Here is a 23,939-nt window from a genome sequence, read left to right on the forward strand (position 1 = left end):
CCGAACGCTGCAGGTCCGACGACCTGACACCAGCAACCGCCCTGGACCACGGAAAAGCGTCACGTTCTCAATGCGGACGGCGCTGTTTCGAACTGTACGACAATCCGCTTGAGAATTGAATTTAAAAACGTATGATCGTTTAATTCGAGAGCAAAGGGCGCGGCCATATCGCCAGGCTGCCAACGGCCAGGGAGGACAGCATGCCGGAAGAGATGATACACCCGCTTGTGCCGCGGCCCCTCGGGCCGCGCGCGGTCTGACGCGTGCGTTCACGGCTTCCCATCCGGCTCAAGCAACGAAAACGCCGATCATGACGCTTCATTCCACGATCGATCCCTCATCCGCCGATTTCGCGCGCAACGCCGAGGCCATGCGCGTGCTGGTCGAAGATCTCAGGGCCAAGCTTGGGCAGGTCGCTGCCGGCGGCGGCGAAGCCTCGCGCAAGCGCCACCTCGCGCGCGGCAAGATGCTGGCGCGCCAGCGGGTCGATCTGCTGCTCGATCCCGGCACCGCGTTCCTGGAGCTGTCGCCGCTCGCGGCGCACGGGCTGTACGGCGGTGACGTGCACTCGGCCAGTATCGTCACCGGCATCGGCCGCATCGCCGGCCGCGAATGCGTGGTCGTTGCCAATGATGCGACCATCAAGGGCGGCACCTATTATCCGATGACTGTGAAGAAGCATCTGCGCGCCCAGGACATCGCGCGGCAGAACAATCTGCCTTGCGTCTACATGGTCGATTCCGGCGGCGCGTTCCTGCCGCTGCAGGACGAAATCTTCCCGGACGAACGGCATTTCGGCCGCATCTTCTTCAACCAGGCGCAGATGTCGGCGCAAGGCATTCCGCAGATCGCGATCGTGATGGGCTCCTGCACCGCCGGCGGCGCCTATGTACCGGCAATGTCGGACGAGAGCATCATCGTGCGCAATCAGGGCACGATCTTTCTCGGCGGTCCGCCGCTGGTGAAGGCCGCGACCGGCGAGGTCGTCAGCGCCGAGGAGCTCGGCGGAGCCGACGTGCATTCGCGGCAGTCCGGCGTCACCGATCACTACGCCCAGAACGATGCGCATGCGATCGGGATCGCGCGCCGCATCGTCGGCACCTTGAAGCCGCCCGGCGCGCGGGCGGTGCTCAACATGCGCGAGGTCCGTGCGCCGCGCTATCCGGCGGAGGAGATCTATGGCGTGGTGCCCGCCGACGGCCGCAAGCCGTTCGATGTCCGCGACATCATCGCCCGCGTGGTCGACGGCTCGGAATTCGATGAGTTCAAGAAGCTGTACGGCCAGACGCTGGTGTGCGGCTTCGCCCACATCCTCGGCTATCCGGTCGGGATCATCGCCAATAACGGCATCCTGTTCAGCGAGAGCTCGCTAAAGGGCGCGCACTTCATCGAGCTGTGCTGCCAGCGCAATATCCCGCTGGTGTTCCTGCAGAACATTACCGGCTTCATGGTCGGCAAGAAATACGAGGCCGGCGGCATCGCCCGCGACGGCGCCAAGCTGGTGACGGCGGTCGCGACCGCCTCGGTGCCGAAATTCACCGTCGTGATCGGCGGCTCCTATGGCGCCGGCAATTACGGCATGTGCGGCCGGGCCTATGCGCCGCGCTTCCTGTGGATGTGGCCGAATGCGCGCATCTCGGTGATGGGCGGCGAGCAGGCGGCGATGGTGCTGAGCCAGGTCCGCCGCGACGGCATCGAGGCCAAGGGCGAGAGCTGGTCCTCGGAAGAGGAAGAGAAATTCCGTAGCCCCATCCGTGCGCAATATGAGGCGCAGGGCAATCCGTATTACGCGACGGCGCGGCTGTGGGACGACGGCGTGATCGATCCCGCCGACACCCGCCTCGTGCTCGGGCTCGGATTGTCAGCCGCCGCCAATGCCCCGGTCGAGCCGACCAGGTTCGGCCTGTTCAGGATGTGATCATGGCCCGTCCCGGATTGTATCGTCGTTTTCGCAAGGTCCTGATCGCCAACCGCGGCGAGATCGCCGTGCGCGTCATCCGCACCGCGCGGGCCATGGGATTGAAGACCGTCGCGGTCTATTCCGAGGCCGACCGCAATGCGCTGCATGTCGCGCTCGCCGATGAAGCCGTGCTGCTCGGCCCGGCGCGTGCCCGCGATTCCTACCTCAACATCGAACGGCTGATCGAGGCCGCCCGGCAGACCGGCGCCGAGGCGGTGCATCCCGGCTACGGCTTCCTGTCCGAGAGTGCCGAGTTCGCGCAGGCCTGTCTCGATGCCGGGCTGGTGTTCGTCGGCCCTACGGCTGCGATGATCACCGCGATGGGCTCGAAGTCCGGCTCCAAATTCCTGATGGAGCAGGCCGGCGTGCCGCTGGTGCCCGGCTATCACGGCGAGGCGCAGGACGAGGCGACGCTCGCCAATGAGGCGGCGCGGATCGGCTATCCCGTGCTGATCAAGGCCTCCGCCGGCGGTGGCGGCCGCGGCATGCGCGTGGTCCACGCGGCCGGCGATCTCGCCGATGCCGTCACCAGCGCCAAGCGTGAGGCCAAGGCCGCGTTCGGCGACGACCGCGTGCTGATCGAGAAGTTCGTCCAGAATCCGCGCCACATCGAGGTGCAGATCATTGGCGACAGCCATGGCAACCTGGTCTCGCTGTTCGAGCGCGAATGCACCTTGCAGCGCCGGCACCAGAAGGTAATCGAGGAGGCGCCGTCGCCGACGCTGTCGCCTGCACAGCGCGAGACGGTCTGCGCCGCGGCGCGGCGCGCGGCGGGCGCGGTCAACTATGTCGGGGCCGGCACCATCGAGTTCGTCTCCGACGGCCGCGACGTGTTCTTCATCGAGATGAATACGCGCCTGCAGGTCGAGCATCCCGTGACCGAGCTGATCACCGGCGTCGACCTGGTCGAATGGCAGCTGCGTGTCGCCTTCGGCGAACGGCTGCCGCTGGCGCAGGACCAGATCAAGCTCAATGGACATGCGATCGAGGCACGCGTCTACGCGGAAAACCCCGCGAAGAACTTCATGCCCTCGGTCGGCACCATCAAGTCCTGGCGGCTTCCGGCGGAGACCGGCGGCCTGCGCATCGATGCCGGCTATCGCGAGGGCGATGCTGTCTCGCCCTATTACGACGCGATGCTGGCCAAGATGATCGCCTGGGCGCCGACCCGCGAGGTCGCCATCGAGCGGCTCAACCGCGGCCTCGAGGACACGGATGTTCGCGGCATCGTCAGCAACATTCCGTTTCTGTCGGCGCTGCTGACGCATCCCGACGTCGTGGCGAATGCCATCGACACCGGCTTCATCGAGCGTCATCTAGGTCATTTGACAGAAGCGGGCGTAGCCGCGGGGGATGTCGAGCTGTGCGCCGCGGTCGCGGCCGTTCTCATCGATGAGCAGAACGCCGCTTCCCATGATTTGGGATCGCCCTGGCGTGCCCAGAGCTGGATGCCGGTCGGCTTGCGGGAGCGCGTCTTCTTGTTCCGCCAAAGCGGGGGCAGCGATCCGCGGACAGTGACGCTGACCTATGGACCGGGCGTGCAGACCCTGTCGATCGATGGCCGGGTGACGGTGTTCTCGGCCATCCCGACGGCGGATGGCGGCTTCGACCTTGTGCGCGACGGCGTCAAATCCCATGTGGTGGCGGTCATCGAGGGGCACGAGCTGTATCTGCGTTCCCGTAACGGCCGGTTCGATCTGCATTGGATCGATCCGTTCGGCGGCGATGACGAGGAACAGGCCGGCGAGGACAAGATCGTCGCGCCGTTGCCGGGCACCGTGGTGGCATTGCTGGCGCAGGAAGGCGCCGTCCTCGAGAAGGGCGCGGCGATCCTGACGCTGGAGGTGATGAAGATGGAGCAGACCCTGCGCGCGCCGTTCGCAGGCGTGCTCAAGGCGATCAAGTGCAAGGTCGGCGACATCGTGCAGGAAGGCGTCGAACTGGCGGAAGTCGAACCCTCCGCCTGATCCTCCAACCCAAGAGGGCAGCATGAGCGAGAGCGTGCGCATCATCGAAATGGGCCCGCGCGACGGCCTGCAGAACGAGAAGACGCAGGTCAGCGTCGCCGATCGCATCGCTTTCATCCGCGCCCTCGTCGCGGCCGGCCTGACCACGGTCGAGGTCGGCGCGTTTGTCTCGCCCAAGGCGATCCCGCAGATGGTCGGCTCCGACGAGGTCATGCGCAGTGTTGCTGCGCTGCCTGGCGAATTCCACGTGCTCGTGCCCAATGTGAAGGGCTATGAGGCGGCACATGCCGCCGGGGCCAAGGTGATCTCGGTGTTCACGGCGGCCTCCGAGAGCTTCTCCCGCGCCAACATCAACTGCTCGATCGAAGAGTCGCTGGAGCGCTTCAAGCCGGTGATCGCGCATGCCAAGACCGACGGCATCAAGGTGCGCGGGTACGTTTCCTGCGTGCTCGGCTGTCCCTATGAGGGCGAGATCAAGCCGCAGGCGGTGGCCGACGTCGCCAAGGCGCTGTGGGATCTCGGCTGCTACGAGGTCTCGCTGGGCGATACGATCGGCGTCGGCACGCCGCTCAAGGCCAAGCAGATGCTGCGCGCTGTCTGCGACGACGTGCCGGTGTCGCATCTGGCGATGCATTTCCACGACACTTATGGGCAGGCGCTGGCGAACCTTTATGCCGGCCTGGAGGAAGGCGTCCGCGTCATCGATTCCGCCGCCGGCGGTCTCGGCGGCTGCCCGTTCGCGCCGGGTGCGACCGGCAATGTCGCGACCGAGGATGTCGTCTATATGCTCGAAGGCATGGGCATTCGCACCGGCGTCGACATGACCAGGCTGCTGGCGGCCACCAACGAGATCAGCCGGCTGCTCGGCCGTCCCCCGGTCAGCCGGGTCGCCAGCGCGCTGAATGCGAAGGCGAAGAGGGCGAATAGCGAGTAGCTAATGGCGAGTAGGGGTCCATTCGCAGGATCCCTATTCGCTATTCGCCATTCTCACCGGCTGAGATCCGGCCCCATCACAAGGTCCGGCAGTGCCGTCGAGATCTGCGGCACGAAGCAGAGCAGCAGCACCGCGGCCATCATCAGCAGCACGAAGGGCAGGGTGCCCCAGATCACCTCGCGCAGCGGAATGTCCGGTGCGACGTTGCGGATGACGAAGATGTTCAGCCCGACGGGCGGGTGGATCAGACCCATCTCCATCACGATCGTCATGACCACGCCGAACCAGATGATGTCGAAATTCGCCGCACGCAGCGGCGGCAGGATGATCGGCGCGGTCATCAGGATGATCGATACCGGCGGCAGGAAGAAGCCGAGCACGACCACCATCAGCAGGATCGCGAATAACAGCTCCCAACGCGGCAGGTGCATCGCCACGATGTATTCGGCGACAGACTGCGAGATGTGCAGATAGCTCATCACGTAGGAGTAGAGCAGCGACATGCCGATGATCAGCATCAACATCGTCGACTCACGCAAGGTCGCCCGCATGATCGGCGCGAGGTCGGTCGGACGCCAGACACCGTAGATGAGCGCGATCAAGGCGAGCGCGAGAATGCCGCCGAGACCGGCGGTCTCCGATGGCGTCGCCAACCCGCCATAGAGCGCCACCATGACGCCGGTCAGCAAGAGCACGAACGGGATCACGCGCGGCAGCACCGAAAAGCGCTGCGCCATCGTGTATTCGTCCTTGATCAGGATGTCCGACCAGGTGCCCGACTTCTCGTAGACCGCTTTCGCCTGCGCGTATTCCTGGCGGAAGCGCACCACCGCATAGACGCCGAACAGCGTGACCAGCAGCAGCCCCGGCCCGATCCCGGCCAGGAACAGCCGTCCGAGCGACTTCTCCGCGGCGATCGCGAACAGGATCATCGTGATCGAGGGCGGCAGAAGGATGCCGAGCGTGCCGCCGGCGGCGATGATGCCCGCGGCGAAGCCGCCCGAGTAACCGCGCTTGCGCATCTCCGGGATGCCGGCCGAGCCGATCGCCGAGCAGGTTGCCGGCGAAGAGCCGGCCATCGCCGCGAACAGCGCGCAGGCGAACACGTTGGCGACGCCGAGGCCCCCGGGCACACGATGCAGCCAGGCATGCAGCGCCGAGTAGAGATCCTGACCCGCGCGCGAGCGGCCGATCGCGGCGCCCTTGAGGATGAACAGCGGGATCGACAGCAGCGTGATCGACGCCATTTCCTCGTAGACGTTCTGCGTCACCGTATCGAGCGACGCGGAGGGCATGTAGATCGCCATGAAGACCACGGCGACGGCGCCGAGCGCAAACGCGATCGGCATGCCCGCGAACATCGCAAACAGGGTGGCAGCCCCGTAGGCAACTCCAATCCCGAACACGCTCATCGCCGCGCTCCGGTCAGCGGCGCCACGATCTGCAGCAGCAATTGCAGGCAGAGCAGGGTCATGCCGGCGGCCATCAGGGCATAGGGAATGGCGAGCGGTGGCGACCACATCGAGTTCGAGACCTGACCGTCCTCCCAGGCCTCATGGGTGAGGGTCCAGGATTTCCAGGTGAAGAAGGCACAAAACAAAAAGCTGGCGACGTCGACGAGCCAGAGCCTGATCTTGTTCGCCAAGGGCGACATCAGGCCGACAAAGGCCTCGATGCTGACGTGGCCGCGATGCTCCTGCACATAGGCGGCAGTCATGAAGGTGGCGCCGACGAGCAGGAACACGGCGGCTTCGTCCTGCCAGTAGTTGGCGGCCTTGAACAGCGCGCGACCCGCCACGCTGTAGCTGAGAATGACACAGGCCGCGACCAATGCGATCGCGGCGAGAACGACGATGATGCTGTTGAGCATCGAGATCACACGCTGAAGCGGCGCCAGCGGTCCGCTGGCGCCGGTGGTCGGCGTGGCCTCGCTATCGGAGACGGGCGCGTGCATCAATCAGGCCGCCACGTCGGAGGCGAGCTTCAGGAGCTTGGCGCAGTTCGCGGACTTCCCGCCATAGTCCTTCCAGGCGGTGTCACGGGCAATGTCACGCCACTTGTTGACGGTCTCGATGTCGAGCTCGGCCACCTTGGCGCCGGCCTTTTCATAGACCTTGGCGACCTCGATGTCGTCGTCCTGCGCGCCCTTGCGTCCGAAGGCCTCGAGTTCGGCGCCGACCGCCAGGATGATGTCCTGCTGGTTCTTCGGCAGCTTGTCGAACGTCGCCTTGGACATCATGAGCGGCTCGAGCATGAACCAATACGAGGCCTTGGCTCCGGAGGTCAGCGCCTTCGACACCTCCTCCAGCCGGAACGAGATCAGGCTCGTCGAGGAGGTGATGCCGGCGTCGCAGGCCCCCGTCTGCATCGCCGTGTAGATCTCGTTCGAGGGAACCGACAGCACCGAGGCGCCCGCGGTCTGCAGCACCATGTCCATTTCACGCGAGCCGCCGCGCACCTTCATCCCCTTGGCGTCCTCGGGAGTGACCAGCGGGCGCGAGCGGCTGGCGACGCCGCCGGCCTGCCAGACCCAGCTGAGCAGGATGATACCCTTGTCGGCCAGGAAATCGCTCAGCGCCTTGCCGACCGGCTCGTTCTTCCAGCGCATGCCCTGGTCGTAGGTGGTGACGAGGCCCGGCATCAGGGCGATGTTGGTTTCGGGAACCTCGCCGCCGGCATAGGGCATCGGGTAGAGGCTGATGTCGAGCGCGCCCTTCCGCATCGCTGAGAACTGCGCGACGGTCTTGATCAGCGACGAGTTCGGATAGATCTCAGCGGCGATCTCGCCGCCGGAGCGCTTCGACACTTCCTCGGCGAACATCCGGCAGAGCCGGTCGCGGAAGTCGCCCTTGTCGATGGTTCCCCCCGGGAACTGGTGGGAGATCTTCAGCGTGGTCGCCGCCTGAGCGGTTCCGGTTCCAAAACGCAGAATGGCGGGCGCAGCGAGCGCGGACGCGAGGACAGTGCGGCGTGAAAGCATGAGAGTTCCCCTGGACAACTTCTGGTTGGGTTCCCGATCCGGTTCGTAGGCAGCCCTTGTAGGAGCCGGAATGCAGGAATTACCTCTAGCCGAACAATACAGTTGGTTCGAGGGCGAATGCACGGGACGCGACATATTGCTGCGATGCACATGCCTGTGAATCCCTAGCGCGGGTTGTACTAACATTCGCCCGACGGGCGAAATTGTGTCGAGGTTCAAACACCGCAAAACTCGAATCAAATTTGATCGAGCCGAAAATTTTCAGCAGGGCTGTAACGATCTCCCTCATCGGAACGTCGACATGGAGGAGCGGCGCATCGGTCGCCGTCCAACCCCGTCTCTCGAAGGAGCGATCATCATGACCTATCGTAATCGTCTCGTCCTCGGCCTCTCTGCCGCTGCTCTCGCCTTCAACGTCGCCATCGCGCCCGCGGCATTCGCCGAGGACAAGATGGGCAAGGATGACGCGATGAAGAAGGGGGCGATGTCCCATGACTCGATGAAGAAAGACGCGATGGGCAAGGACGAGATGAAGAAGGGCGATGCCATGTCCAAGGACGGGATGAAGAAGGACGACGGCATGATGAAGAAGAACTAGGCTTCTTATCGTCGTTCATCGTCGTCATGCGATGGGGCGGCAAGGCCGCCCTGTCGCAGATCTCATGACATCATCGCGCGATCATCGAGGTCGCCACGCCGACGCAACGTTCGGGGCAATCACTTCCTCTTGCCACGTGCCTTGCGCGCGGCATAACGCGCATCGCGCTTGGCCTTCTGCTCGGCCTCCATCTCGGCCAGGCGAGCGGCTGCTTCTTCCGCCTCGCGGGCGAGCCGGGCGGCCTCGGCGGCCTTGGCCTCTTCCTCGAGTCGCTTCTGCTCGGCCTTGGCGGCCTCACGCTCGAGACGCTGCTGCTCGCGCCGGGCGGCGGCCGCTTCGCGCTCCTGCCGCCGCTTCACGACTTCGGGATCATCCGGTCCCGGCTGCGCCTTGAACTTCTGCAGAATGCCCTGGCGGGCCTGCTGCGCGGCCTTTTGCCGATCGGCAAATCCGGGTTCCTTGAATCCTCTCATGGAGACGTCGTCACTTCGCTACTGGTTTGGATTGGTGTGGTTCGATCAGGCTGCATGCGCTGCCCGACATTCATCCACGTTGTCGTGAATATGGGCGCAGGCGGGCGCGAGGCCGTGTGTATAGGATCGCACGCGCCGATGACAAATGCTTTATCGCCATTCCTTCACATGCCGCACGTTTGGCGCTTGCATGACGCGCGCCGCTGGCTATGTAAGCACCCCCGCCACGCTGACGCAGGTCAGTCGGGTGTGAATTGCTTCACACAGCGGGCATTGGCGGGCCGGGATGGCCTGCTTCCAGCGGAGTTTACCGGCATGACCTCGGTGTTTCGGAGGCATGGACGCCTTGCGCTCATGCTCGTGCTTCTCGGCTCGGCCGTGAGCGCGCTCGTCATGACTGCTGTGCTCGCCCACCCGGCGGCGGCTCCGAGCCGGCTGCTCGGCTCGGAGTGGGAGTGCGGTCAAATGTTCTGGGTGACCAGCTGCACGCGTGTCGCGCCGATCTCGCCTGCCTCCCGCCGTTTCGGTCCGGCCTTCGGAGACCCCGCCAACCCGCAGCCGGTTTAGGGGCAGCGGTTCATGACTGAGCGCGACGCAGGCCAAGGCCGGAGAGGCGCGATCGCCGGGCTGGTATTTGCGGCGATCGTGGTCGGCTTCGGGCTGTGGCTGGCCCACAGCCTGACGGCCGCGAGCAGGATGCAGGATTGCCTGATGTCCGGCCGCACCAATTGCAACGTGATCGAGCCGGCACGCTGACGCCGGTGCCGCCGCTGGTTGTCCGGTAACGGTCCGCCGGGAAACGCAATGGAAGAATGATGGCGGCGAATCGCCGCCGTTCGGTTGTATGTTGCGGGGGACGTTGCTGACGTGCCGCAAAATTGTCGGGTTTTTCCCAGCCTGTCCCGCAATTCATGCCCGTTCTGGCCATATCGTGGGGACCAGTGAACCGGGTTTCATCGCACGCCGACCAAGGCCGTAGGCAGCGCGGACGGCGGGCCAGTGAGGGGAAGATGAGAATGGCATTGTTCGATCAGACCAGGTTCTGGCTGCCGGCGCTGGCCGTCTTGTCGGTGATCTCTTCGCCCCTGCAAGTGCGGGCCCAGGCCCCGGACCAGGTTGGCCCCGGCGCCGCTCACCCTCCGCAGGGGCGCCCGCCCAGCGTCATCCGGCAGCCGCCGGCCGCCGCCGTTCAACCGGGCGGACAGCCCCATGCTCAGCCCCCCCGGCAAGGGCCGGGGCCGGTTGCGGGACAGCCAAGCGGGCCCGGACCGCGTGCCGCCGCTGCGCCGCAGGCGCGGCCACCGGGACCGGGCTATGACCGTGGGCCTGCGGCCACGGGCCGGGCGCCTGACGCGCGCTACAGCCGCGGCGCGATCGCGATGCGCGATTATGGCGGACAGCGTTATCGCGGCCGTGTCGGCTGGGAAGGGGGCCGCTGGCGTCACGAAGTCCACAATGGCCGGCCCGGCTGGTGGTGGGACGTCGGTGGGGTCTGGTATTATTATCCTGAGCCGATGGAAGGTCCGCCGACCTACGTCTCCGAGGATTACGCCGACGACGTCGTCTACGCGCCAGCTGCCGCTTATCAGGCGCCGCCGCCGGTCGCCTATGAGCCGGCCCCGCCACCGCCGCCGTCCGACCCGGATCCAGGCGCCAGCGCGCTGGGTGGGGCCATCATCGGCGGCGTGCTCGGCGGGATTCTGACTGGTAAGGCGGGCGGCGCTGCCGCCGGTGCCGTGATCGGCGGCGCCACGGGCGCGATCGCCGGTGCGACAGCAGCGGCGCGGCCGGGCTATTATCTGTCCCAGGGCAATTGCTACTACCGCTACCCGTCGGGAGAGTATGTCGCTGTCGATCCGCGCTCCTGCTACTAGCTCACGCCGGTCCGCAGAGATGTGCATGGGTTTCCGCTCTCCGGCCGTGCGTTGCGATTGATGCTCCGCAAAGGTCCGGAGCGGGAGTTGGAACGAATCCTGGTAAGGTCTTCTTCCGTGCTGGTCTCAGTGAGAGTTCTGGAGCGATGACCAAGGCGTCCAAGCTCGTTGCCGCCAAGGGCGGAAAAGTCCTTCTGGTCCGGCGCCGCATCGACGGGCGCTGGATGTTCCCGGGCGGCCGTAAACGCGCGCGGGAGACGGCGAAGGACTGTCTGAAGCGCGAGATCAAGGAGGAGCTGCCGAAGCTCAAGCTCGGCCGTCTTCGTCTGTGGAAAGAAGTCACGGCGAAGAACAAGCGGTCGGGACGCAAGATGAGCGACGCGATCTTCATCGCCAAGAATGCCAGGGGGCGGCTGGAGATCGGCGACAAGAATGAGATCGACCGCGCCGTCTGGCAAAAGCCCTACGGGCTCAGCCTGACGCCAACCTCGCGCTATATTCGCGACCGTCTGTTTCCGCGCAAAGCGGATTAGGTCGAGATGCCGGTTCAGAGAGATCTGTCCGGCGCGCGAGCGATGATCTGATCGGGACACCGACGTTCACGCCTGCACTTCACGCTGTAATTTAAGTGAAAGTGGAACATCTGGCGAGGTTGGACGTTGTCTGGTCATGACTTACGAAAGCACAGCCAGACCGCCACGCGTCCTTACGCCTGAAGAGCGTCGGGCGCGCGATGCCACGCGCAGGGCCGATGCCGAACAGGCCATGCGCGAACATGAGGAGGCCCAGCGGGCCTTCTATAAAAACCGCGAGCGACTCCGGGCTGAGCGCTTGGCGCGCGAAGCCGCCGAAAAGCGCAGCTGAGCTGACGGCTCCGCCAGCTTAGCCTGCCGGACGCGTCCGGAAGGCGTTCGCCATGCGCAGGAACGCCCGATCCAGCAAATCATACATGTCGCCGGTGATGTCGCAATCGAACATCGCCCGGCGCATGCATGTCATCCATTCATCGCGCTCGGCGTCCCCGATGGCATAGGGGCGGTGCGCCGACATGATGCAGCGGTGTTCGGCGCGCTCGAAATACAGCGCAGGCCCGCCCAGCCACCCGCTCAGGAACTCGAACAGCAATTGCCTGATCGGACCGAGATCGGCATCGTGCATGGCGCGGATGTTCCGGGCATCCGGCTCCTCGTCCATGATCGCATAAAATCGATCGGCCAGGCGTCGCACGCCTGCTTCGCCGCCGATGAGTTCGTAAGGGGTGGCTTCGACCACGATAGGGTCGGTTGAATGGGCTTCGCTGGCTGAATTGGCTGCCGTCATCATCTCGCTTCCGTGGGCGCCGTGCAGCCAATAGCTGCCTGCGACGCACCGCCTTGATCTGCATCAAAGATGAAATGCCGATGGCGGCCGCGTGGCGCTGCCGGACGCGAGCGAACAGAGGCGAGGTGGTGACGCTAGCTAGCGAATATTGGCCTTCACGAGGCGCTGGCGGTCGGTGTCGGCCGCGATCTGACGCAGCGTCTGGCGCAGCAGCGCCAGATCGACCGGCTTGCAGAACGGCGGATAGACGTTCAGGCCGAGGATCTTGCCGGCACGGACAGTGACGTCGCGGGTCTGGTCGTCGGATCCGCTGATGATCAGGACGGGGGTGCGGGATTTCATGTCCGCCAGCAGCTGCAGCACTTCCGTGCCGGAGCGCTCACCGAGATTGAGGTCGAGGGTGATGCACTCGAAGTTGCGCCGGCGCAGCACGTTGATGGCGCCGTCCACCGAGTTCACGCCGGTCGTCGCAAAGCCCGCCTGGACGGCGATCTTGCGCAGGATCGACAGATGAACGTCGGCATCTTCGATCACGAGAAGTTCGTTCAGCATGGTCCCCGCGCGGCTGTGTGTCGGCTTCTGATGGACCACCCCACCTTAAAAGTCGGTTTCTAAGCTCCACGTAAATTTTCAATCCCGTAAAATTCCGGACCCCGGCGTCACCGCATAGGAAAGGGCGCTCGGTTGCGCCGCCTGCCGCCTGCTGCCTGGTCGGCCGAGGAGATCGGCTATCATGCCGCTCGATGTCGGACGCAGGGTCCGGAATCATGCCCGTGAGCTCAAGAAAAGTCGCCGGCGTGACCGCAGGTCAGCCGGCTTGGAAAGCAAGCCGATGTCACTCTCCTCTCTTTATGATGAAGCGCTGGTCTATGCGGCGGACCTGCACCGGAGCCAGGTGCGGAAGGGCAGTCGGGTGCCCTATATCGCGCATCTGCTCAGCGTCTCCAGCCGCGTGCTGACGGCTGGCGGCAGCGAGGTCCAGGCCATCGCCGGCTTGTTGCATGACGCTGCCGAGGACCAGGGCGGACAGGCCACGCTGGACGAGATCCGCCGGCGGTTCGGCGACGGCGTTGCCGAGATCGTGGCGGACTGCACGGATTCCTGGGTTGATCCCAAGCCGGCGTGGCGCCCCCGCAAGGAAGCCTACCTTGCCATGCTGCCGCACAAGCCAGCAACATCGCTGCTGGTCTCGCTCGCCGACAAGGTCGACAATGCCGAGGCGATCGCGAAGGACTATGATGAGATCGGCGACGCGGTGTGGCAGCGCTTCAGCGGCGGACAGGACGGCACGATCTGGTACTACCGCACGCTGAGCAAGATCTTTGATCGGGCATTCCCCGGGCCTTTGGCGCGGCAGCTCGCGCGAACCGTTGGGACCTTTCCGTCCTGATCGGTTCGGGGATGGCGCTTGTCTGCACCGGTTTGCGGATGACAACCTCAGATGGATCGATTATAGAGCCGGCCATGATCACCGTCGCCACTCATCGTTTTGGTCGCATCACGCACCGTAGCTCGCTGGCGGCGGGAGGATCGCGCTCAATCTGACGATTTGCAGCATCTGATCCGAACAGCCGCCAGGACCTGGCGGCTTTTTTGTTGCCGGCAGGTTCTTCGTTTCCAGGGGAGCCCGTTATGCCGAGCACGACCGACGATCCGAGCATCAGCGCCATCGAGGCGCCTACGCTCCGTGACGCCTCACAATCACCTGGGCTCTTCGCGCGCCGACGCCCCCCGAGTCACCTGAGTCCGCCCAAACCCGTCGCGAACGTCTACTATTTGGTGCGATCGGCCCCTGATCGAAGCCTCGCCGACCCCAAGCCTGCGCCGCTGCTGCGGCTCTGGTGGGAGCGCTGGTGCGAACGCCGCCGCTTCGCCCATGAGCTGCCCTGGATCGCCGACGAGGTGCTGGAGGATTACGGCCTGACGCGCGACCAGGCGCGCCGGCTGTGCCGCCGTCCGTTCTGGCGGGCGTGAAGCGGATGCGGCGGCCAACCAGAAGCCTCGGCCGCACCCATCGCCGTCGTCCCGGGCAAGCCGGAGCGGCGCGACGCGCAGTGCAGGCGCCGACCCGGGACCCATACTCCGCAGCAGATGTGATGAGACGAGATCGGAGCCACGGGCGTGCCGCCACACGCCGCCCTGTGGTTAGGATCCCCGCGTGCGCGTGGATGACGGCAGAGGATGAGGCGGCAGCGTCGCCTCGGAACTCGCTGGGGGGGCGAGGTGTAGTTCGTGACCAAAGACGACATCGTCAGTCGATCCATCGCGCCTGAACGTAGATCGTGGCGTCGCTGCAGCATCGTGTCGGGACGATCTGGTCCCAGCCTCGCGCGTTGCGTGCGACATAGACTGCGCGATCCGGGCAGTGTTCTGCCGTCCACCATTCCGGGCATTGGGACCAAGTTGTTGGATTTCGCGACGACGGCCGGCTCGAAGCGAGCACTCGAAAACGTTTGGCTGAAGGCGGCATCGGCATCGCGAAAGGCGAGAAAGACGTCGCGCGAGTCATTAGTGCCGTCGGAGCGGCCTTGGAGATCAGCAACGGCCGAATTGGGCCTTGTCAGGCTCCGCTTTGGACCCCTTCCCGGAGCGGGCTCCCGTACGTATAATGCCGACATGACAACCTTGCTCGATACGGCTTTTGCCGTCGCACGCCAGCTCCCGGCCGATGAGCAGGATGAGTTGGCACGGGTCCTCCTGCGTTTGACCGGGCATGACGATGCTCACGTCGAGCTCTCTCCTGCTGAGGTCGCGTCGCTTGAGGAATCGCTCGCCCAGGCGGATCAGAGGCAGTTCGCGACCAAAGACGACATCGACGCCATATGGGCCAAGCACGGTCTCTGAAGCTTCACTTCACCAGTCGAGCTGCGTCCGAGCTGGAGAGTATCCTCGACCATATGGCGGCCAATTCGCTAAGCGGCGCCCGACGTGTTCAGGCTCGGATCAAGTCGGTTTTGGATCTGCTGGTGTATCATCCAAAAGCGGGCGCTCGATCGACCCATCCGCGATTGCGACGATTGATCGTCAATCCATACCCATACCTCATCTACTACGAAGTCACGGCCGACGAGGTGATCGTTCACGGTGTGCGTCACACGGCTCGTCGTCCGGATGAGCTGGCTTACTGCCTTCGCTCTGCGGGCATCGCCGCGCTCGCGATGAAATCGGCAGGGCAGCTGCGCGTCACTTCCGACTACGTCCGCGGCCGCCTCGGCCGCTTCACCGGATGCAGCCGGGGTGCCCGCGCGACGCGCGGACGCAGCCGCGTCGCGGCGGCGCGTTTCGGCTTCACGGCGACCTGCGGCCTTGCCAGCTCCATCAGCATCCTCAGCGCCTCCAGCACCGAGCGGGTGCGCACGGCGCTGCGGCCGATGGCGCCGAAGCGGTGCTCGCGGTGGGTGATGCGGCCGTCGCGGGCGGCGACGGCGAAATGGACCAGGCCGACCGGCTTGCCGGGGGTGGCGCCGCCGGGGCCGGCGATGCCGGTGATGGCGACCGCGAGGTCGACATCGGCCCGCTCCAGCGCGCCGACCGCCATCTGAATCGCGGTCTCCTTGGACACTGCGCCGAAGGTCTGCAGGGTCGAGGCCTCGACGCCGAGCATCGCGCGCTTGGCCTCGTTGGAATAGGTGACGAAGCCGCGGTCGATGACATCGGAGGAGCCGGGAATTTCGGTCAGCGCTGCGGCAACCAGGCCGCCGGTGCAGGACTCCGCGGTCGCAATCATCAGCTTGCGCGACCGGCAGAGGTCGAGCAGCGAGCGGGCCAGCGCGCTGGTGGAGCCGATTTGACGTTCGCTCGCCATTGACAGCGTTTCCCCGATACCGACCTCAGAATTCACCACACCAAGGCGGGATGGCGCTCGATGGGTTCGAGCTGTCGCCGCGAGCTCGGCCTCTCCCCACATCCGCCTTCGCTCTTCGAGCTACGGCGGACAAGAGCGGGGCGAGGAGGGCGCACCGCGCTCGCGGTGATCACTCGATTCCAAAATTTCGGACCCGATCAGCTTCGTCGCTGATTGGTCGCAGTCGAGGTTGCGACCGCGTCAGATCAATCCAGTCCCACTCGCTACACACTCCATGGCAGCCGGATCGTTGCGCTCGCGGTCGCGGCGATGCCTTCCTCGCGGCCGGTGAAGCCGAGCTTCTCGCTGGTCGTCGCCTTGACGGCGATGCGCGAGATATCGACGCCCGAAATCTCTGCGATGCGGGCGCGCATCTGATCGCGCAGGGGACCGATCTTCGGCCGCTCGCAGATCATCGTCACCTCGAGATTGGCCACCCGACCGCCGCGCGCTGTGACCCGCTCGATCGCGTATTTGAGGAATTGATCGGACGAGGCGCCCTTCCACTTCATGTCGGAGGGCGGGAAATGCGAACCGATGTCACCATCGGCCAGGGCGCCCAAAATTGCATCAACCAGGGCGTGCAAACCGACGTCGCCGTCGGAGTGGGCAAGGAAGCCTTTGCTATGCGGCACACGCAGGCCGCAGAGCCATACGTGGTCGCCCTCGCCGAAGGCGTGCACGTCGTAGCCGGTGCCGGTCCGGATGTCGCCGAGCTGAGCGGCGAGCCGCGCTTCCTCGCGCACGAAATCTTCGGGTGTGGTGAGCTTCATATTGGCAACATCGCCCTCAAACGTCGCGACGGTCAATCCCGCCCATTCGGCGATTGCCGCATCATCTGTGAACTCGGTGAGGCCGTCGCGTGCGGCCCGCCGATGTGCCTCCAGGATGACCTCGAACTTGAAGGTCTGCGGCGTCTGCGCGATGCGCAGCTTCGCGCGCTCCGGTGTCGCGGTGATGTCACCGCCGGCGCCGACCTCCTTGATCGTGTCGGTCACGGGCACGACCGGAATCGCGGCGCCGGTGGTGCCGGCCGCGACGATCGCGCGCGAGATCACGGCTGGGGTCACGAACGGGCGCGCGGCGTCGTGGATCAGCACGATGTCCGGTCGATGCGGCACCAGTGCTTCCAGGCCTGCGAGCACTGACGCCTGCCGTGTCGCGCCGCCATGCGCGGGCACCTCGTGGCGCAGGCCACTGACCGCGGCATTGAAGACGTCGATGTCATCGGGGTTCACCACCGGCTGCACGACGGTCACGTCGGGATGCTCCGAGAAGGCGGCGAGCGCGCGGTGGATGACGGTGCGGCCGCCGATCGCGCGGTATTGCTTCGGACCGCCGGTGCCGGCGCGCAGGCCGCGTCCGGCCGCGACGAGAATGGCTGCAGTCCGCTGAGAAATCGTCATGGGAACAGGGTATCGATGCTGATGAAGAAGATCGGGTGAGGGATTTCGCGGCTTCTTACATCTGCAGCGAAGGTTAAGCGAGCGGGATCACACATCGCTCGCATAGGACCGCGAGTTCGACGCACTCGCAAAGTCGGTCGGCCCCCCGGCGCGCCGGGCCTATCCACCGCAGAGCGGGTGCGGAGCCGGGAGCGCGGCCTTCAGCCATGCAAAAATCCGGCGGCTCAAGGGTTTACCATGACTGCCGAACAAGCATATTTTGCTGCACTGCACTTGAAACGCTGACGGTTTTGTCTAAAGTGTAGGCATGACGCTTGACTGCCCAAGATTTGTGCTCGAAAGTGCAGGGCGGCGCAATGGTGCGTCAGATGAGATCATGAGTCGTCCGTGACCGGTCCGGTGAAGCCTACCGCCAAGCCCTTGAGAATAGGTGAGGTTTCTCTCGCCAACCGGGCTCTTCTTGCGCCGATGTCGGGGATCACCGATGCGCCGTTCCGCCGACTCGCAGCAGATCTCGGGGCCGGGCTCGTCGTCTCCGAGATGACCGCGAGCGACGATCTCGTCAGAGGGCGGTGGATATCTCGCTTGCGCTGCGAAGCCAGCGGCGTCGGGCCGCATGTGGTCCAGTTGGCCGGCTGCGAGGCGCATTGGATGGCCGAGGGAGCCAAAGTCGCCGAGGATGGCGGTGCCGACGTCATCGACATCAATATGGGCTGCCCGGCGCGCCACGTCACCGGCGGCCAGTCCGGCTCGGCCCTGATGCGCGATCTCGATCATGCGCTCGCGCTGATCGAGGCCACGGTCGAGGCCGTCGACGTGCCCGTGACCTTGAAGATGCGGCTCGGCTGGGACGAGCGCAGCCTCAACGCGCCGGAGCTGGCGCGCCGCGCGGAAGCGGCCGGGGTGCAGCTGATCACGGTGCATGGCCGGACGCGGCAGCAGTTCTACAAGGGCGAGGCCGATTGGAGCGCGGTGCGCGCCGTGAAGCAGGCGGTCGACCTGCCGGTCGTCGTCAATGGCGACATCACGAGCTACGAGGATGCGCGCGAGGCGCTCGACGCCTCCGGTGCTGACGCCGTCATGATCGGCCGCGGCGCGCAGGGGCAGCCCTGGCTGCCCGGCCAGATCGGCCGTCGTCTCGATGGCGGCGCGGAAGAGGGCGCACCCGCGCTGTCGCAGCAGCTCGCTTATTTGACGGCCCTCTATGACGAGATCTGTCGCCACTATGGCGAGCGTGTCGGCCTGCGCCACGCCCGCAAACATCTCAGCTGGGGGCTGGACGTGGCCGCCCGGCACGCCAAGGCGCCGGCCGAAAAACTGAAGGCCTGGCGCGAGCGTATCCTGACGTCGGAGCAGCCGGCTCTGGTGCAGGGGGCGCTGCGTGACGCGTTCGACGATTTTGCCTGGAGTGCAGCCGCATGAGCTCAGCCGCAGAACAGCGCAAGCGACTTCCATCGGATGGCGACGCCATCCTCAACGCTTTGCCGAATCCGGTCCTCGTCATCGGCCCGGACGGCATGATCATGGACGCCAACATGGCGGCCGAATCGTTCTTCGATTCCTCGACCCAGTTTCTGCAGCGGCAATCGCTCAAGAAGCTGGTGCCGTTCGGCTCGCCGCTGCTGGCGCTGATCGATCAGGTCCGCACCACAAGCGCGCCGGTCAACGAGTACAAGGTCGATCTGGGCACGCCGCGGACGGGCGCCGACCGGCTCGTCGACCTGCATGTCGCGCCGCTGCCCGAACGGCCTGGCGCCATCGTCGTGATGCTCCAGGAGCGCACCATCGCCGACAAGATGGACCGCCAGCTGACCCATCGCAGCGCCGCGCGCTCGGTGATCGCGCTGGCCGCGATGTTGGCGCATGAGATCAAGAACCCGCTGTCGGGCATCCGCGGCGCCGCGCAGCTGCTCGAGCAGCAGGCCTCCTCCGAGGACCGCATGCTGACCCGGCTGATCTGCGACGAGGCCGATCGCATCGTCACCCTGGTCGACCGCATGGAAGTGTTCGGCGACGACCGGCCGGTGGCGCGGGGACCGGTCAACATCCACTCCGTGCTCGATCACGTGAAGCGGCTGGCGCAGTCCGGCTTTGCCCGCAACATCCGCTTCATCGAGGATTACGATCCGTCGCTGCCGCCGGTGCTCGCCAATCAGGATCAGCTGATTCAGGTGTTCCTGAACCTCGTCAAGAACGCTGCGGAAGCCGTCGTCGACCTCGGTGCCGACGCCGAGATCCAGCTCACCACCGCCTTCCGCCCGGGCGTGCGGCTGTCGGTGCCGGGCAAGAAGTCGCGCGTGTCGCTGCCGCTGGAGTTCTGCGTCAAGGACAACGGCCCCGGCGTGCCGGAAGACCTGATGCCCAATCTGTTCGATCCGTTCGTGACCACCAAGCCGACCGGAAGCGGCCTCGGTCTTGCATTGGTCGCGAAGATCATCGGCGACCATGGCGGGATCATCGAATGCGAGTCGCAGCCGCGCAAGACGACCTTCCGGGTGCTGATGCCGATGTACAGCGCAACCAAGCAACCAGACCAAAGCCCAAAGAACAGCCATGGCGATGACGTTTCGGGAACGCCGTTGCATGCCTCACAGGGATCAAATTGAGGACCATCTATGCCTGCAGGTAGCATTCTCGTTGCCGACGACGATACGGCCATCCGCACGGTCCTGAACCAGGCGCTGTCACGCGCCGGCTATGAGGTGCGGCTGACCGGCAATGCCGCCACCTTGTGGCGCTGGGTGAGCCAGGGCGAGGGCGATCTCGTCATCACCGACGTGGTGATGCCGGATGAGAACGCGTTCGACCTGCTGCCGCGGATCAAGAAGATGCGGCCGAACCTGCCGGTCATCGTCATGAGCGCGCAGAACACGTTCATGACCGCGATCCGGGCCTCGGAGCGTGGCGCCTATGAATATCTGCCGAAGCCGTTCGACCTGAAGGAGCTGATCGCGATCGTCGGCCGCGCCTTGGCGGAGCCGAAGGAGCGGGCGACGAGCCAACCCGACGACAACGAGTTCGAATCGATCCCGCTGGTCGGCCGCTCGCCGGCGATGCAGGAGATCTACCGCGTGCTGGCGCGTCTGATGCAGACCGACCTCACCGTGATGATCTCGGGCGAGAGCGGCACCGGCAAGGAGCTGGTGGCGCGCGCGCTTCACGACTACGGCAAGCGCCGCAACGGCCCGTTCGTCGCGGTCAACATGGCGGCAATCCCGCGCGACCTGATCGAATCCGAGCTGTTCGGCCATGAGCGCGGCGCCTTCACCGGCGCCAACACGAGAGCCTCCGGCCGCTTCGAGCAGGCCGAGGGCGGCACCCTGTTCCTGGACGAGATCGGCGACATGCCGATGGAGGCGCAGACACGGCTTCTGCGCGTGCTGCAGCAGGGCGAGTACACCACGGTGGGCGGCCGCACCCCGATCAAGACCGACGTGCGCATCGTCGCTGCCTCCAATAAGGACCTGCGCATCCTGATCCAGCAGGGGCTGTTCCGCGAGGACCTGTTCTTCCGCCTCAACGTCGTGCCGCTGCGGCTGCCGCCCTTGCGCGAGCGCATCGAGGATCTGCCGGACCTGGTCCGGCACTTCTTCGCGCTCGCCGAGAAGGACGGACTGCCGCCCAAGAAGCTCGATGCCGCCGCGCTCGAGCGGCTCAAGCAGCACCGTTGGCCGGGCAATGTCCGTGAGCTGGAAAATCTCGCCCGCCGCCTCGCCGCGCTGTATCCGCAGGACGTCATCACGGCGTCGGTGATCGATGGCGAGCTGGCGCCGCCCGCGGTCACCACCGGGTCCAGCACGCCGACCTCGATCGACAATCTCGGCGGCGCCGTGGAGGCCTATCTGTCCTCGCACTTCCAGGGCTTCCCGAACGGCGTGCCGCCGCCGGGCCTGTATCACCGCATTCTCAAGGAGATCGAGATCCCGCTGCTCACGGCTGCCCTGGCGGCAACCCGCGGCAATCAGATCCGCGCGGCCGATCTGCTTGGCCTGAACCGCAATACGCTGCGCAAGAAGATTCGCGACCTCGATATCCAGGTCTACCGCAGCGGCGGTTAGAGCGGTATTATAGGCCTCCTGGCAGGCCGCGATACCGCCGGACTTGAGAATTTGTGTAGACAATTCCGCGGCGTGGCTGTGCGCCGCGGAATTGTCGCAATTTGGCAACAGCGTGGTAGGAATGCATCAGTCCGATTCCCCCGGACGTGCCACCATCACCAATTGCCGGAATGACCAGCGCAGACACCTCGGCCACCCCTTTCGATGCCTCGCCCCCTGAGGGGCGGCGCTGGACCTGGCGCACCTGGCTGGCGCCGGTGGCGGTGGCTGTCGCGCTGTCCTCAGGCTTCCTCACCTTCATCGTGCTCGTGGGCTTGAGCCCGATCGAGCCGACGACCGAGGTGGTCAAGACCTTTTATCTGATCGATGCTGGCACGATCCTGATCCTGGTCGGGATCATCATCCGTGAGGTCTGGCAGGTCGTGCAGGCCCGCCGGCGGGGCCGGGCGGCAGCGCGGCTGCACGTCCAGATCGTCAGCCTGTTCTCCGTCATCGCCGTGCTGCCGGCGGTGCTGGTCGCCGTCGTCGCCAACGTCACCATCGACCGCGGCCTGGACCGGTTGTTTTCCGGGCCGGCCAAGGTCGCGATCCAGAATTCGCTGACCATTGCCCGCGCCTATATGCAGGAGCATGCGCAGTTCATCCGCGGCGACATTCTCGGCATGGCCAACGACATCGCCCGGGCCCGGCCGCTGTTCGACCAGGACCGCGCCAGCTTCCGCGAGCTGCTGACCGCCAGCGCCGCCTCGCGCAACCTGCCGGGCGCGATGATCATCGACAAGAACACCAACCCGATCGTGTGGGCGGAGACCGGCGGCGTGCAGCTGGCTTATTCGCCGCCGGCGCCCGAGTTCCTGAACAATGTCGGCGAGCAGGAGCCGGAGATCGCTGTTCTGCCGGAGTCCAACTACGTCGCGGCGGTGATCCGGCTGCGCGCCTTCAACGACACCTTCCTCTATGTCGCGCGCCCGCTCGATCCGCAGGTCGTCGACCAGCTTAAACAGACCGAGCTGTCGGTCGCCGAATATGCCCAGGTCGAGGCGCGGCGGTTTGGCATCCAGGTCGCCTTCGCATTGATGTTCGCGGTGATCGCGCTGACCATTCTGATGGCCTCGGTGCTGATCGGCCTGAACTTCGCCAATTGGCTGGTCGCCCCGATTCGCCAGCTGATGAATGCCGCGCATGTGATCTCGACGGGCGATCTCAACGTCCAGGTTCCCGTGCATCGCTCGGAAGGCGATCTCGCCCAGCTCGGCCAGACCTTCAACAAGATGACGCAGGAGCTGCGCACGCAGCGCGACGAGCTGGTCAGCGCCAGCGAGCTGATCGACAGCCGGCGCCGCTTCATCGAGGCGGTGCTCTCGTCGGCCTCGGCCGGCATCATCGGCGTAGATGCCTCGGGCAGTGTCGGCATCCTCAACCGCTCGGCCGAGAAGCTGATCGGACATGCGGAGCCGGAGGTGCTTGACCATCCGCTGTCGGAGGTGCTGCCCGAGCTCGACGACATGATGAAGACCGCGCGCGAGGGCAAGCAGCGCCTGGTGCAGGGGCAGATCACCATTCAGCGTGACGGCCATGAGCGGAACCTGTCGGTGCGCGTCACTGCCGAGCAGACCAATCAGGCCCGCGACAGCTATATCATCACGCTCGACGACATTACCGAGCTCGTCTCGGCGCAACGCACCTCGGCCTGGGGCGACGTCGCGCGGCGCATCGCCCATGAGATCAAGAATCCGCTCACGCCAATTCAGCTTTCCGCAGAACGGATTCGCCGCAAATTCGGCAAGGTCATCACCGAGGACAAGGCCGTATTCGAGCAGTGCACCGAGACGATCGTGCGGCAGGTCGACGACATCAGGCGAATGGTCGATGAGTTCTCGCGTTTCGCCCGGATGCCGAAGCCGGTGATGGAGGGCGAGGACGTCGCCGACACGGTGCGCCAGGCCGTCTTCCTGATGAAGGTCGCGCATCCCGAGATCGATATCGAGACCGAGATCAAGCAGGACCCGCTGCGCGCGCAATTCGATCGGCGCCTGATCTCGCAGGCTTTGACCAACATCATCAAGAACGCGACCGAGGCGATCGAGGTGGTGCCGGAAGAAGAGCTGGGCAAGGGCCGCATCGACGTCGTCGCGTCGCGCGAGGGCGATGATGTGACGATCGACGTGATCGACAACGGCATCGGCCTGCCGAAGGTGGCACGGCAGCGCCTGCTTGAGCCCTATGTCACGACGCGGGCAAAGGGCACCGGCCTCGGCCTCGCGATCGTCGGTCGCGTGTTGGAGGATCACGGCGGCCGGCTGGAGCTGAAGGACGCCGCCGATTTCCGTCCTGGCCAGCGCGGCGCGTGGATGCGGCTGCGCTTTGCCGTGTCCGGACAGGCCGCCAAGGCGGGGGCCAAGGACCAACCCGCTGCGGTCGCCGCCCCCGACGGCGCAGGAACAATTAAACCCGCGGTGGAAACCGCGGGCCAGGTTGAAACGACCAATAGCGAACCAAAAATCCAGGCCGCAACAGGCGGCTGA

24 protein-coding genes and 1 pseudogene are annotated in these 23,939 nt (G+C 65.5%); 17 read left to right on the plus strand and 8 right to left on the minus strand.

The features are described from left to right. Positions 1–310: 310 nt before the first annotated feature. Genes ACVIJ6_RS29950 through ACVIJ6_RS29960 form a run of 3 tightly spaced genes read left to right on the plus strand, consistent with a single transcriptional unit; the run spans position 311 to position 4,861 of the window. Positions 311–1,918: a carboxyl transferase domain-containing protein gene (locus tag ACVIJ6_RS29950; protein WP_456775654.1), complete on the plus strand. Its 1,608-nt coding sequence runs from the start codon at positions 311–313 to the stop codon at positions 1,916–1,918. Positions 1,919–1,920: 2 nt separating this feature from the next. Beyond that, on the plus strand, positions 1,921–3,927 hold the full coding sequence (locus ACVIJ6_RS29955) for an acetyl/propionyl/methylcrotonyl-CoA carboxylase subunit alpha (protein WP_456775655.1): 2,007 nt from the start codon (positions 1,921–1,923) through the stop codon (positions 3,925–3,927). 22 nt (positions 3,928–3,949) lie between these two features. Continuing rightward, positions 3,950–4,861: a hydroxymethylglutaryl-CoA lyase gene (locus ACVIJ6_RS29960; protein WP_456775656.1), complete on the plus strand. Its 912-nt coding sequence runs from the start codon at positions 3,950–3,952 to the stop codon at positions 4,859–4,861. Between the two features lie 53 nt (positions 4,862–4,914). On the opposite strand, the gene ACVIJ6_RS29965 is transcribed toward ACVIJ6_RS29960, so the two are convergent. From ACVIJ6_RS29965 to ACVIJ6_RS29975, 3 genes are read right to left on the minus strand one after another with little or no spacing between them, the layout of a single operon-like run. Continuing rightward, positions 4,915–6,273 carry a TRAP transporter large permease gene (locus tag ACVIJ6_RS29965; protein WP_456775657.1) on the minus strand — a complete coding sequence of 453 codons (1,359 nt, stop codon included), beginning with the start codon at positions 6,271–6,273 and terminating at the stop codon, positions 4,915–4,917. Beyond that, entirely contained in the window at positions 6,270–6,815 is a 546-nt protein-coding gene (locus ACVIJ6_RS29970; protein ID WP_456775658.1) for a TRAP transporter small permease, read from the minus strand. The genes ACVIJ6_RS29965 and ACVIJ6_RS29970 overlap by 4 nt, the downstream gene beginning before the upstream one ends. Positions 6,816–6,818: 3 nt before the next feature. After that, entirely contained in the window at positions 6,819–7,841 is a 1,023-nt protein-coding gene (locus ACVIJ6_RS29975; RefSeq protein WP_456775659.1) for a TRAP transporter substrate-binding protein, read from the minus strand. Between the two features lie 358 nt (positions 7,842–8,199). On the opposite strand from ACVIJ6_RS29975, the gene ACVIJ6_RS29980 reads away from it, so the two are divergent. Beyond that, on the plus strand, positions 8,200–8,439 hold the full coding sequence (locus ACVIJ6_RS29980; RefSeq protein ID WP_041751518.1) for a pentapeptide MXKDX repeat protein: 240 nt from the start codon (positions 8,200–8,202) through the stop codon (positions 8,437–8,439). A gap of 119 nt (positions 8,440–8,558) precedes the next feature. On the opposite strand, the gene ACVIJ6_RS29985 is transcribed toward ACVIJ6_RS29980, so the two are convergent. Beyond that, on the minus strand, positions 8,559–8,912 hold the full coding sequence (locus ACVIJ6_RS29985; RefSeq protein ID WP_012044122.1) for a DUF6481 family protein: 354 nt from the start codon (positions 8,910–8,912) through the stop codon (positions 8,559–8,561). A gap of 354 nt (positions 8,913–9,266) precedes the next feature. On the opposite strand from ACVIJ6_RS29985, the gene ACVIJ6_RS29990 reads away from it, so the two are divergent. From ACVIJ6_RS29990 to ACVIJ6_RS30010, 5 genes are all read left to right on the plus strand, one after another. Then, positions 9,267–9,479 carry a hypothetical protein gene (locus tag ACVIJ6_RS29990; protein WP_456775660.1) on the plus strand — a complete coding sequence of 71 codons (213 nt, stop codon included), beginning with the start codon at positions 9,267–9,269 and terminating at the stop codon, positions 9,477–9,479. 12 nt (positions 9,480–9,491) lie between these two features. After that, the gene (locus tag ACVIJ6_RS29995) at positions 9,492–9,668 is read left to right on the plus strand and encodes a hypothetical protein (RefSeq protein WP_456775661.1); all 177 of its coding nucleotides are present in this window, start codon (positions 9,492–9,494) and stop codon (positions 9,666–9,668) included. A gap of 260 nt (positions 9,669–9,928) precedes the next feature. Continuing rightward, positions 9,929–10,786, plus strand: coding sequence for a hypothetical protein (locus tag ACVIJ6_RS30000; protein ID WP_456775662.1), 858 nt, complete (start codon positions 9,929–9,931; stop codon positions 10,784–10,786). 146 nt (positions 10,787–10,932) lie between these two features. Next, positions 10,933–11,319, plus strand: a complete 387-nt coding sequence (locus ACVIJ6_RS30005; protein WP_012044126.1) for an NUDIX hydrolase — start codon at positions 10,933–10,935, stop codon at positions 11,317–11,319. Between the two features lie 136 nt (positions 11,320–11,455). Beyond that, positions 11,456–11,650, plus strand: coding sequence for a hypothetical protein (locus ACVIJ6_RS30010; RefSeq protein ID WP_456775663.1), 195 nt, complete (start codon positions 11,456–11,458; stop codon positions 11,648–11,650). Positions 11,651–11,668: 18 nt separating this feature from the next. Here the strand turns inward: ACVIJ6_RS30010 and ACVIJ6_RS30015 are convergent, their stop codons facing one another. After that, entirely contained in the window at positions 11,669–12,106 is a 438-nt protein-coding gene (locus ACVIJ6_RS30015; RefSeq protein ID WP_456777110.1) for a group II truncated hemoglobin, read from the minus strand. A gap of 138 nt (positions 12,107–12,244) precedes the next feature. Beyond that, the gene (locus tag ACVIJ6_RS30020) at positions 12,245–12,658 is read right to left on the minus strand and encodes a response regulator (protein ID WP_012044129.1); all 414 of its coding nucleotides are present in this window, start codon (positions 12,656–12,658) and stop codon (positions 12,245–12,247) included. Positions 12,659–12,938: 280 nt separating this feature from the next. On the opposite strand from ACVIJ6_RS30020, the gene ACVIJ6_RS30025 reads away from it, so the two are divergent. The 4 genes and pseudogenes from ACVIJ6_RS30025 to ACVIJ6_RS30040 all read left to right on the plus strand — a co-directional run. After that, positions 12,939–13,496, plus strand: coding sequence for an HD domain-containing protein (locus tag ACVIJ6_RS30025; protein WP_456775664.1), 558 nt, complete (start codon positions 12,939–12,941; stop codon positions 13,494–13,496). 389 nt (positions 13,497–13,885) lie between these two features. Then, positions 13,886–14,080 carry a DUF1127 domain-containing protein gene (locus ACVIJ6_RS30030; RefSeq protein WP_456775665.1) on the plus strand — a complete coding sequence of 65 codons (195 nt, stop codon included), beginning with the start codon at positions 13,886–13,888 and terminating at the stop codon, positions 14,078–14,080. 642 nt (positions 14,081–14,722) lie between these two features. Beyond that, positions 14,723–14,950 (plus strand): hypothetical protein, encoded by a 228-nt coding sequence (locus ACVIJ6_RS30035; protein ID WP_456775666.1) that lies wholly within the window; start codon positions 14,723–14,725, stop codon positions 14,948–14,950. Then, a pseudogene (locus ACVIJ6_RS30040) lies at positions 14,929–15,201 on the plus strand (type II toxin-antitoxin system RelE/ParE family toxin); the annotation flags it as partial. The gene ACVIJ6_RS30035 and the pseudogene ACVIJ6_RS30040, both read left to right, overlap by 22 nt. Before the next feature lie 98 nt (positions 15,202–15,299). Here ACVIJ6_RS30040 and ACVIJ6_RS30045 read toward each other — a convergent pair. Both ACVIJ6_RS30045 and ACVIJ6_RS30050 read right to left on the minus strand, forming a co-directional pair. Further along, the gene (locus ACVIJ6_RS30045; RefSeq protein WP_456775667.1) at positions 15,300–15,911 is read right to left on the minus strand and encodes a CinA family protein; all 612 of its coding nucleotides are present in this window, start codon (positions 15,909–15,911) and stop codon (positions 15,300–15,302) included. A 263-nt stretch (positions 15,912–16,174) separates the two neighbouring features. Then, on the minus strand, positions 16,175–17,356 hold the full coding sequence (locus ACVIJ6_RS30050; RefSeq protein ID WP_456775668.1) for a bifunctional 2-C-methyl-D-erythritol 4-phosphate cytidylyltransferase/2-C-methyl-D-erythritol 2,4-cyclodiphosphate synthase: 1,182 nt from the start codon (positions 17,354–17,356) through the stop codon (positions 16,175–16,177). A 468-nt stretch (positions 17,357–17,824) separates the two neighbouring features. Here ACVIJ6_RS30050 and dusB point away from each other — a divergent pair, with 468 nt between their 5' ends. The 4 genes from dusB (at position 17,825) to ACVIJ6_RS30070 (ending at position 23,939) form a co-directional block, all read left to right on the plus strand. Next, a complete protein-coding gene (gene dusB, locus ACVIJ6_RS30055; protein ID WP_012044136.1) occupies positions 17,825–18,778 on the plus strand; it encodes a tRNA dihydrouridine synthase DusB in 954 nt (317 codons plus the stop codon). Continuing rightward, positions 18,775–19,962 carry a two-component system sensor histidine kinase NtrB gene (locus ACVIJ6_RS30060; protein ID WP_012044137.1) on the plus strand — a complete coding sequence of 396 codons (1,188 nt, stop codon included), beginning with the start codon at positions 18,775–18,777 and terminating at the stop codon, positions 19,960–19,962. Before dusB ends, ACVIJ6_RS30060 begins: the two co-directional genes overlap by 4 nt. Before the next feature lie 9 nt (positions 19,963–19,971). Further along, entirely contained in the window at positions 19,972–21,414 is a 1,443-nt protein-coding gene (ntrC, locus tag ACVIJ6_RS30065; protein ID WP_456775669.1) for a nitrogen regulation protein NR(I), read from the plus strand. 170 nt (positions 21,415–21,584) lie between these two features. Further along, positions 21,585–23,939 (plus strand): ATP-binding protein, encoded by a 2,355-nt coding sequence (locus ACVIJ6_RS30070; protein ID WP_456775670.1) that lies wholly within the window; start codon positions 21,585–21,587, stop codon positions 23,937–23,939.

Source organism: Bradyrhizobium sp. USDA 4369 (genome assembly GCF_054056435.1).

Bases quoted from the DNA above. Each gene is read 5' to 3' on its own strand.
- ACVIJ6_RS29950 (WP_456775654.1), top strand. From the start codon at position 311: ATGACGCTTCATTCCACGATCGATCCCTCATCCGCCGATTTCGCGCGC.
- ACVIJ6_RS29955 (WP_456775655.1), top strand. From the start codon at position 1,921: ATGGCCCGTCCCGGATTGTATCGTCGTTTTCGCAAGGTCCTGATCGCC.
- ACVIJ6_RS29960 (WP_456775656.1), top strand. From the start codon at position 3,950: ATGAGCGAGAGCGTGCGCATCATCGAAATGGGCCCGCGCGACGGCCTG.
- ACVIJ6_RS29965 (WP_456775657.1), bottom strand. From the start codon at position 6,273: ATGAGCGTGTTCGGGATTGGAGTTGCCTACGGGGCTGCCACCCTGTTT.
- ACVIJ6_RS29970 (WP_456775658.1), bottom strand. From the start codon at position 6,815: ATGCACGCGCCCGTCTCCGATAGCGAGGCCACGCCGACCACCGGCGCC.
- ACVIJ6_RS29975 (WP_456775659.1), bottom strand. From the start codon at position 7,841: ATGCTTTCACGCCGCACTGTCCTCGCGTCCGCGCTCGCTGCGCCCGCC.
- ACVIJ6_RS29980 (WP_041751518.1), top strand. From the start codon at position 8,200: ATGACCTATCGTAATCGTCTCGTCCTCGGCCTCTCTGCCGCTGCTCTC.
- ACVIJ6_RS29985 (WP_012044122.1), bottom strand. From the start codon at position 8,912: ATGAGAGGATTCAAGGAACCCGGATTTGCCGATCGGCAAAAGGCCGCG.
- ACVIJ6_RS29990 (WP_456775660.1), top strand. From the start codon at position 9,267: ATGCTCGTGCTTCTCGGCTCGGCCGTGAGCGCGCTCGTCATGACTGCT.
- ACVIJ6_RS29995 (WP_456775661.1), top strand. From the start codon at position 9,492: ATGACTGAGCGCGACGCAGGCCAAGGCCGGAGAGGCGCGATCGCCGGG.
- ACVIJ6_RS30000 (WP_456775662.1), top strand. From the start codon at position 9,929: ATGGCATTGTTCGATCAGACCAGGTTCTGGCTGCCGGCGCTGGCCGTC.
- ACVIJ6_RS30005 (WP_012044126.1), top strand. From the start codon at position 10,933: ATGACCAAGGCGTCCAAGCTCGTTGCCGCCAAGGGCGGAAAAGTCCTT.
- ACVIJ6_RS30010 (WP_456775663.1), top strand. From the start codon at position 11,456: ATGACTTACGAAAGCACAGCCAGACCGCCACGCGTCCTTACGCCTGAA.
- ACVIJ6_RS30015 (WP_456777110.1), bottom strand. From the start codon at position 12,106: ATGACGGCAGCCAATTCAGCCAGCGAAGCCCATTCAACCGACCCTATC.
- ACVIJ6_RS30020 (WP_012044129.1), bottom strand. From the start codon at position 12,658: ATGCTGAACGAACTTCTCGTGATCGAAGATGCCGACGTTCATCTGTCG.
- ACVIJ6_RS30025 (WP_456775664.1), top strand. From the start codon at position 12,939: ATGTCACTCTCCTCTCTTTATGATGAAGCGCTGGTCTATGCGGCGGAC.
- ACVIJ6_RS30035 (WP_456775666.1), top strand. From the start codon at position 14,723: ATGACAACCTTGCTCGATACGGCTTTTGCCGTCGCACGCCAGCTCCCG.
- ACVIJ6_RS30045 (WP_456775667.1), bottom strand. From the start codon at position 15,911: ATGGCGAGCGAACGTCAAATCGGCTCCACCAGCGCGCTGGCCCGCTCG.
- ACVIJ6_RS30050 (WP_456775668.1), bottom strand. From the start codon at position 17,356: ATGACGATTTCTCAGCGGACTGCAGCCATTCTCGTCGCGGCCGGACGC.
- dusB (WP_012044136.1), top strand. From the start codon at position 17,825: ATGTCGGGGATCACCGATGCGCCGTTCCGCCGACTCGCAGCAGATCTC.
- ACVIJ6_RS30060 (WP_012044137.1), top strand. From the start codon at position 18,775: ATGAGCTCAGCCGCAGAACAGCGCAAGCGACTTCCATCGGATGGCGAC.
- ntrC (WP_456775669.1), top strand. From the start codon at position 19,972: ATGCCTGCAGGTAGCATTCTCGTTGCCGACGACGATACGGCCATCCGC.
- ACVIJ6_RS30070 (WP_456775670.1), top strand. From the start codon at position 21,585: ATGACCAGCGCAGACACCTCGGCCACCCCTTTCGATGCCTCGCCCCCT.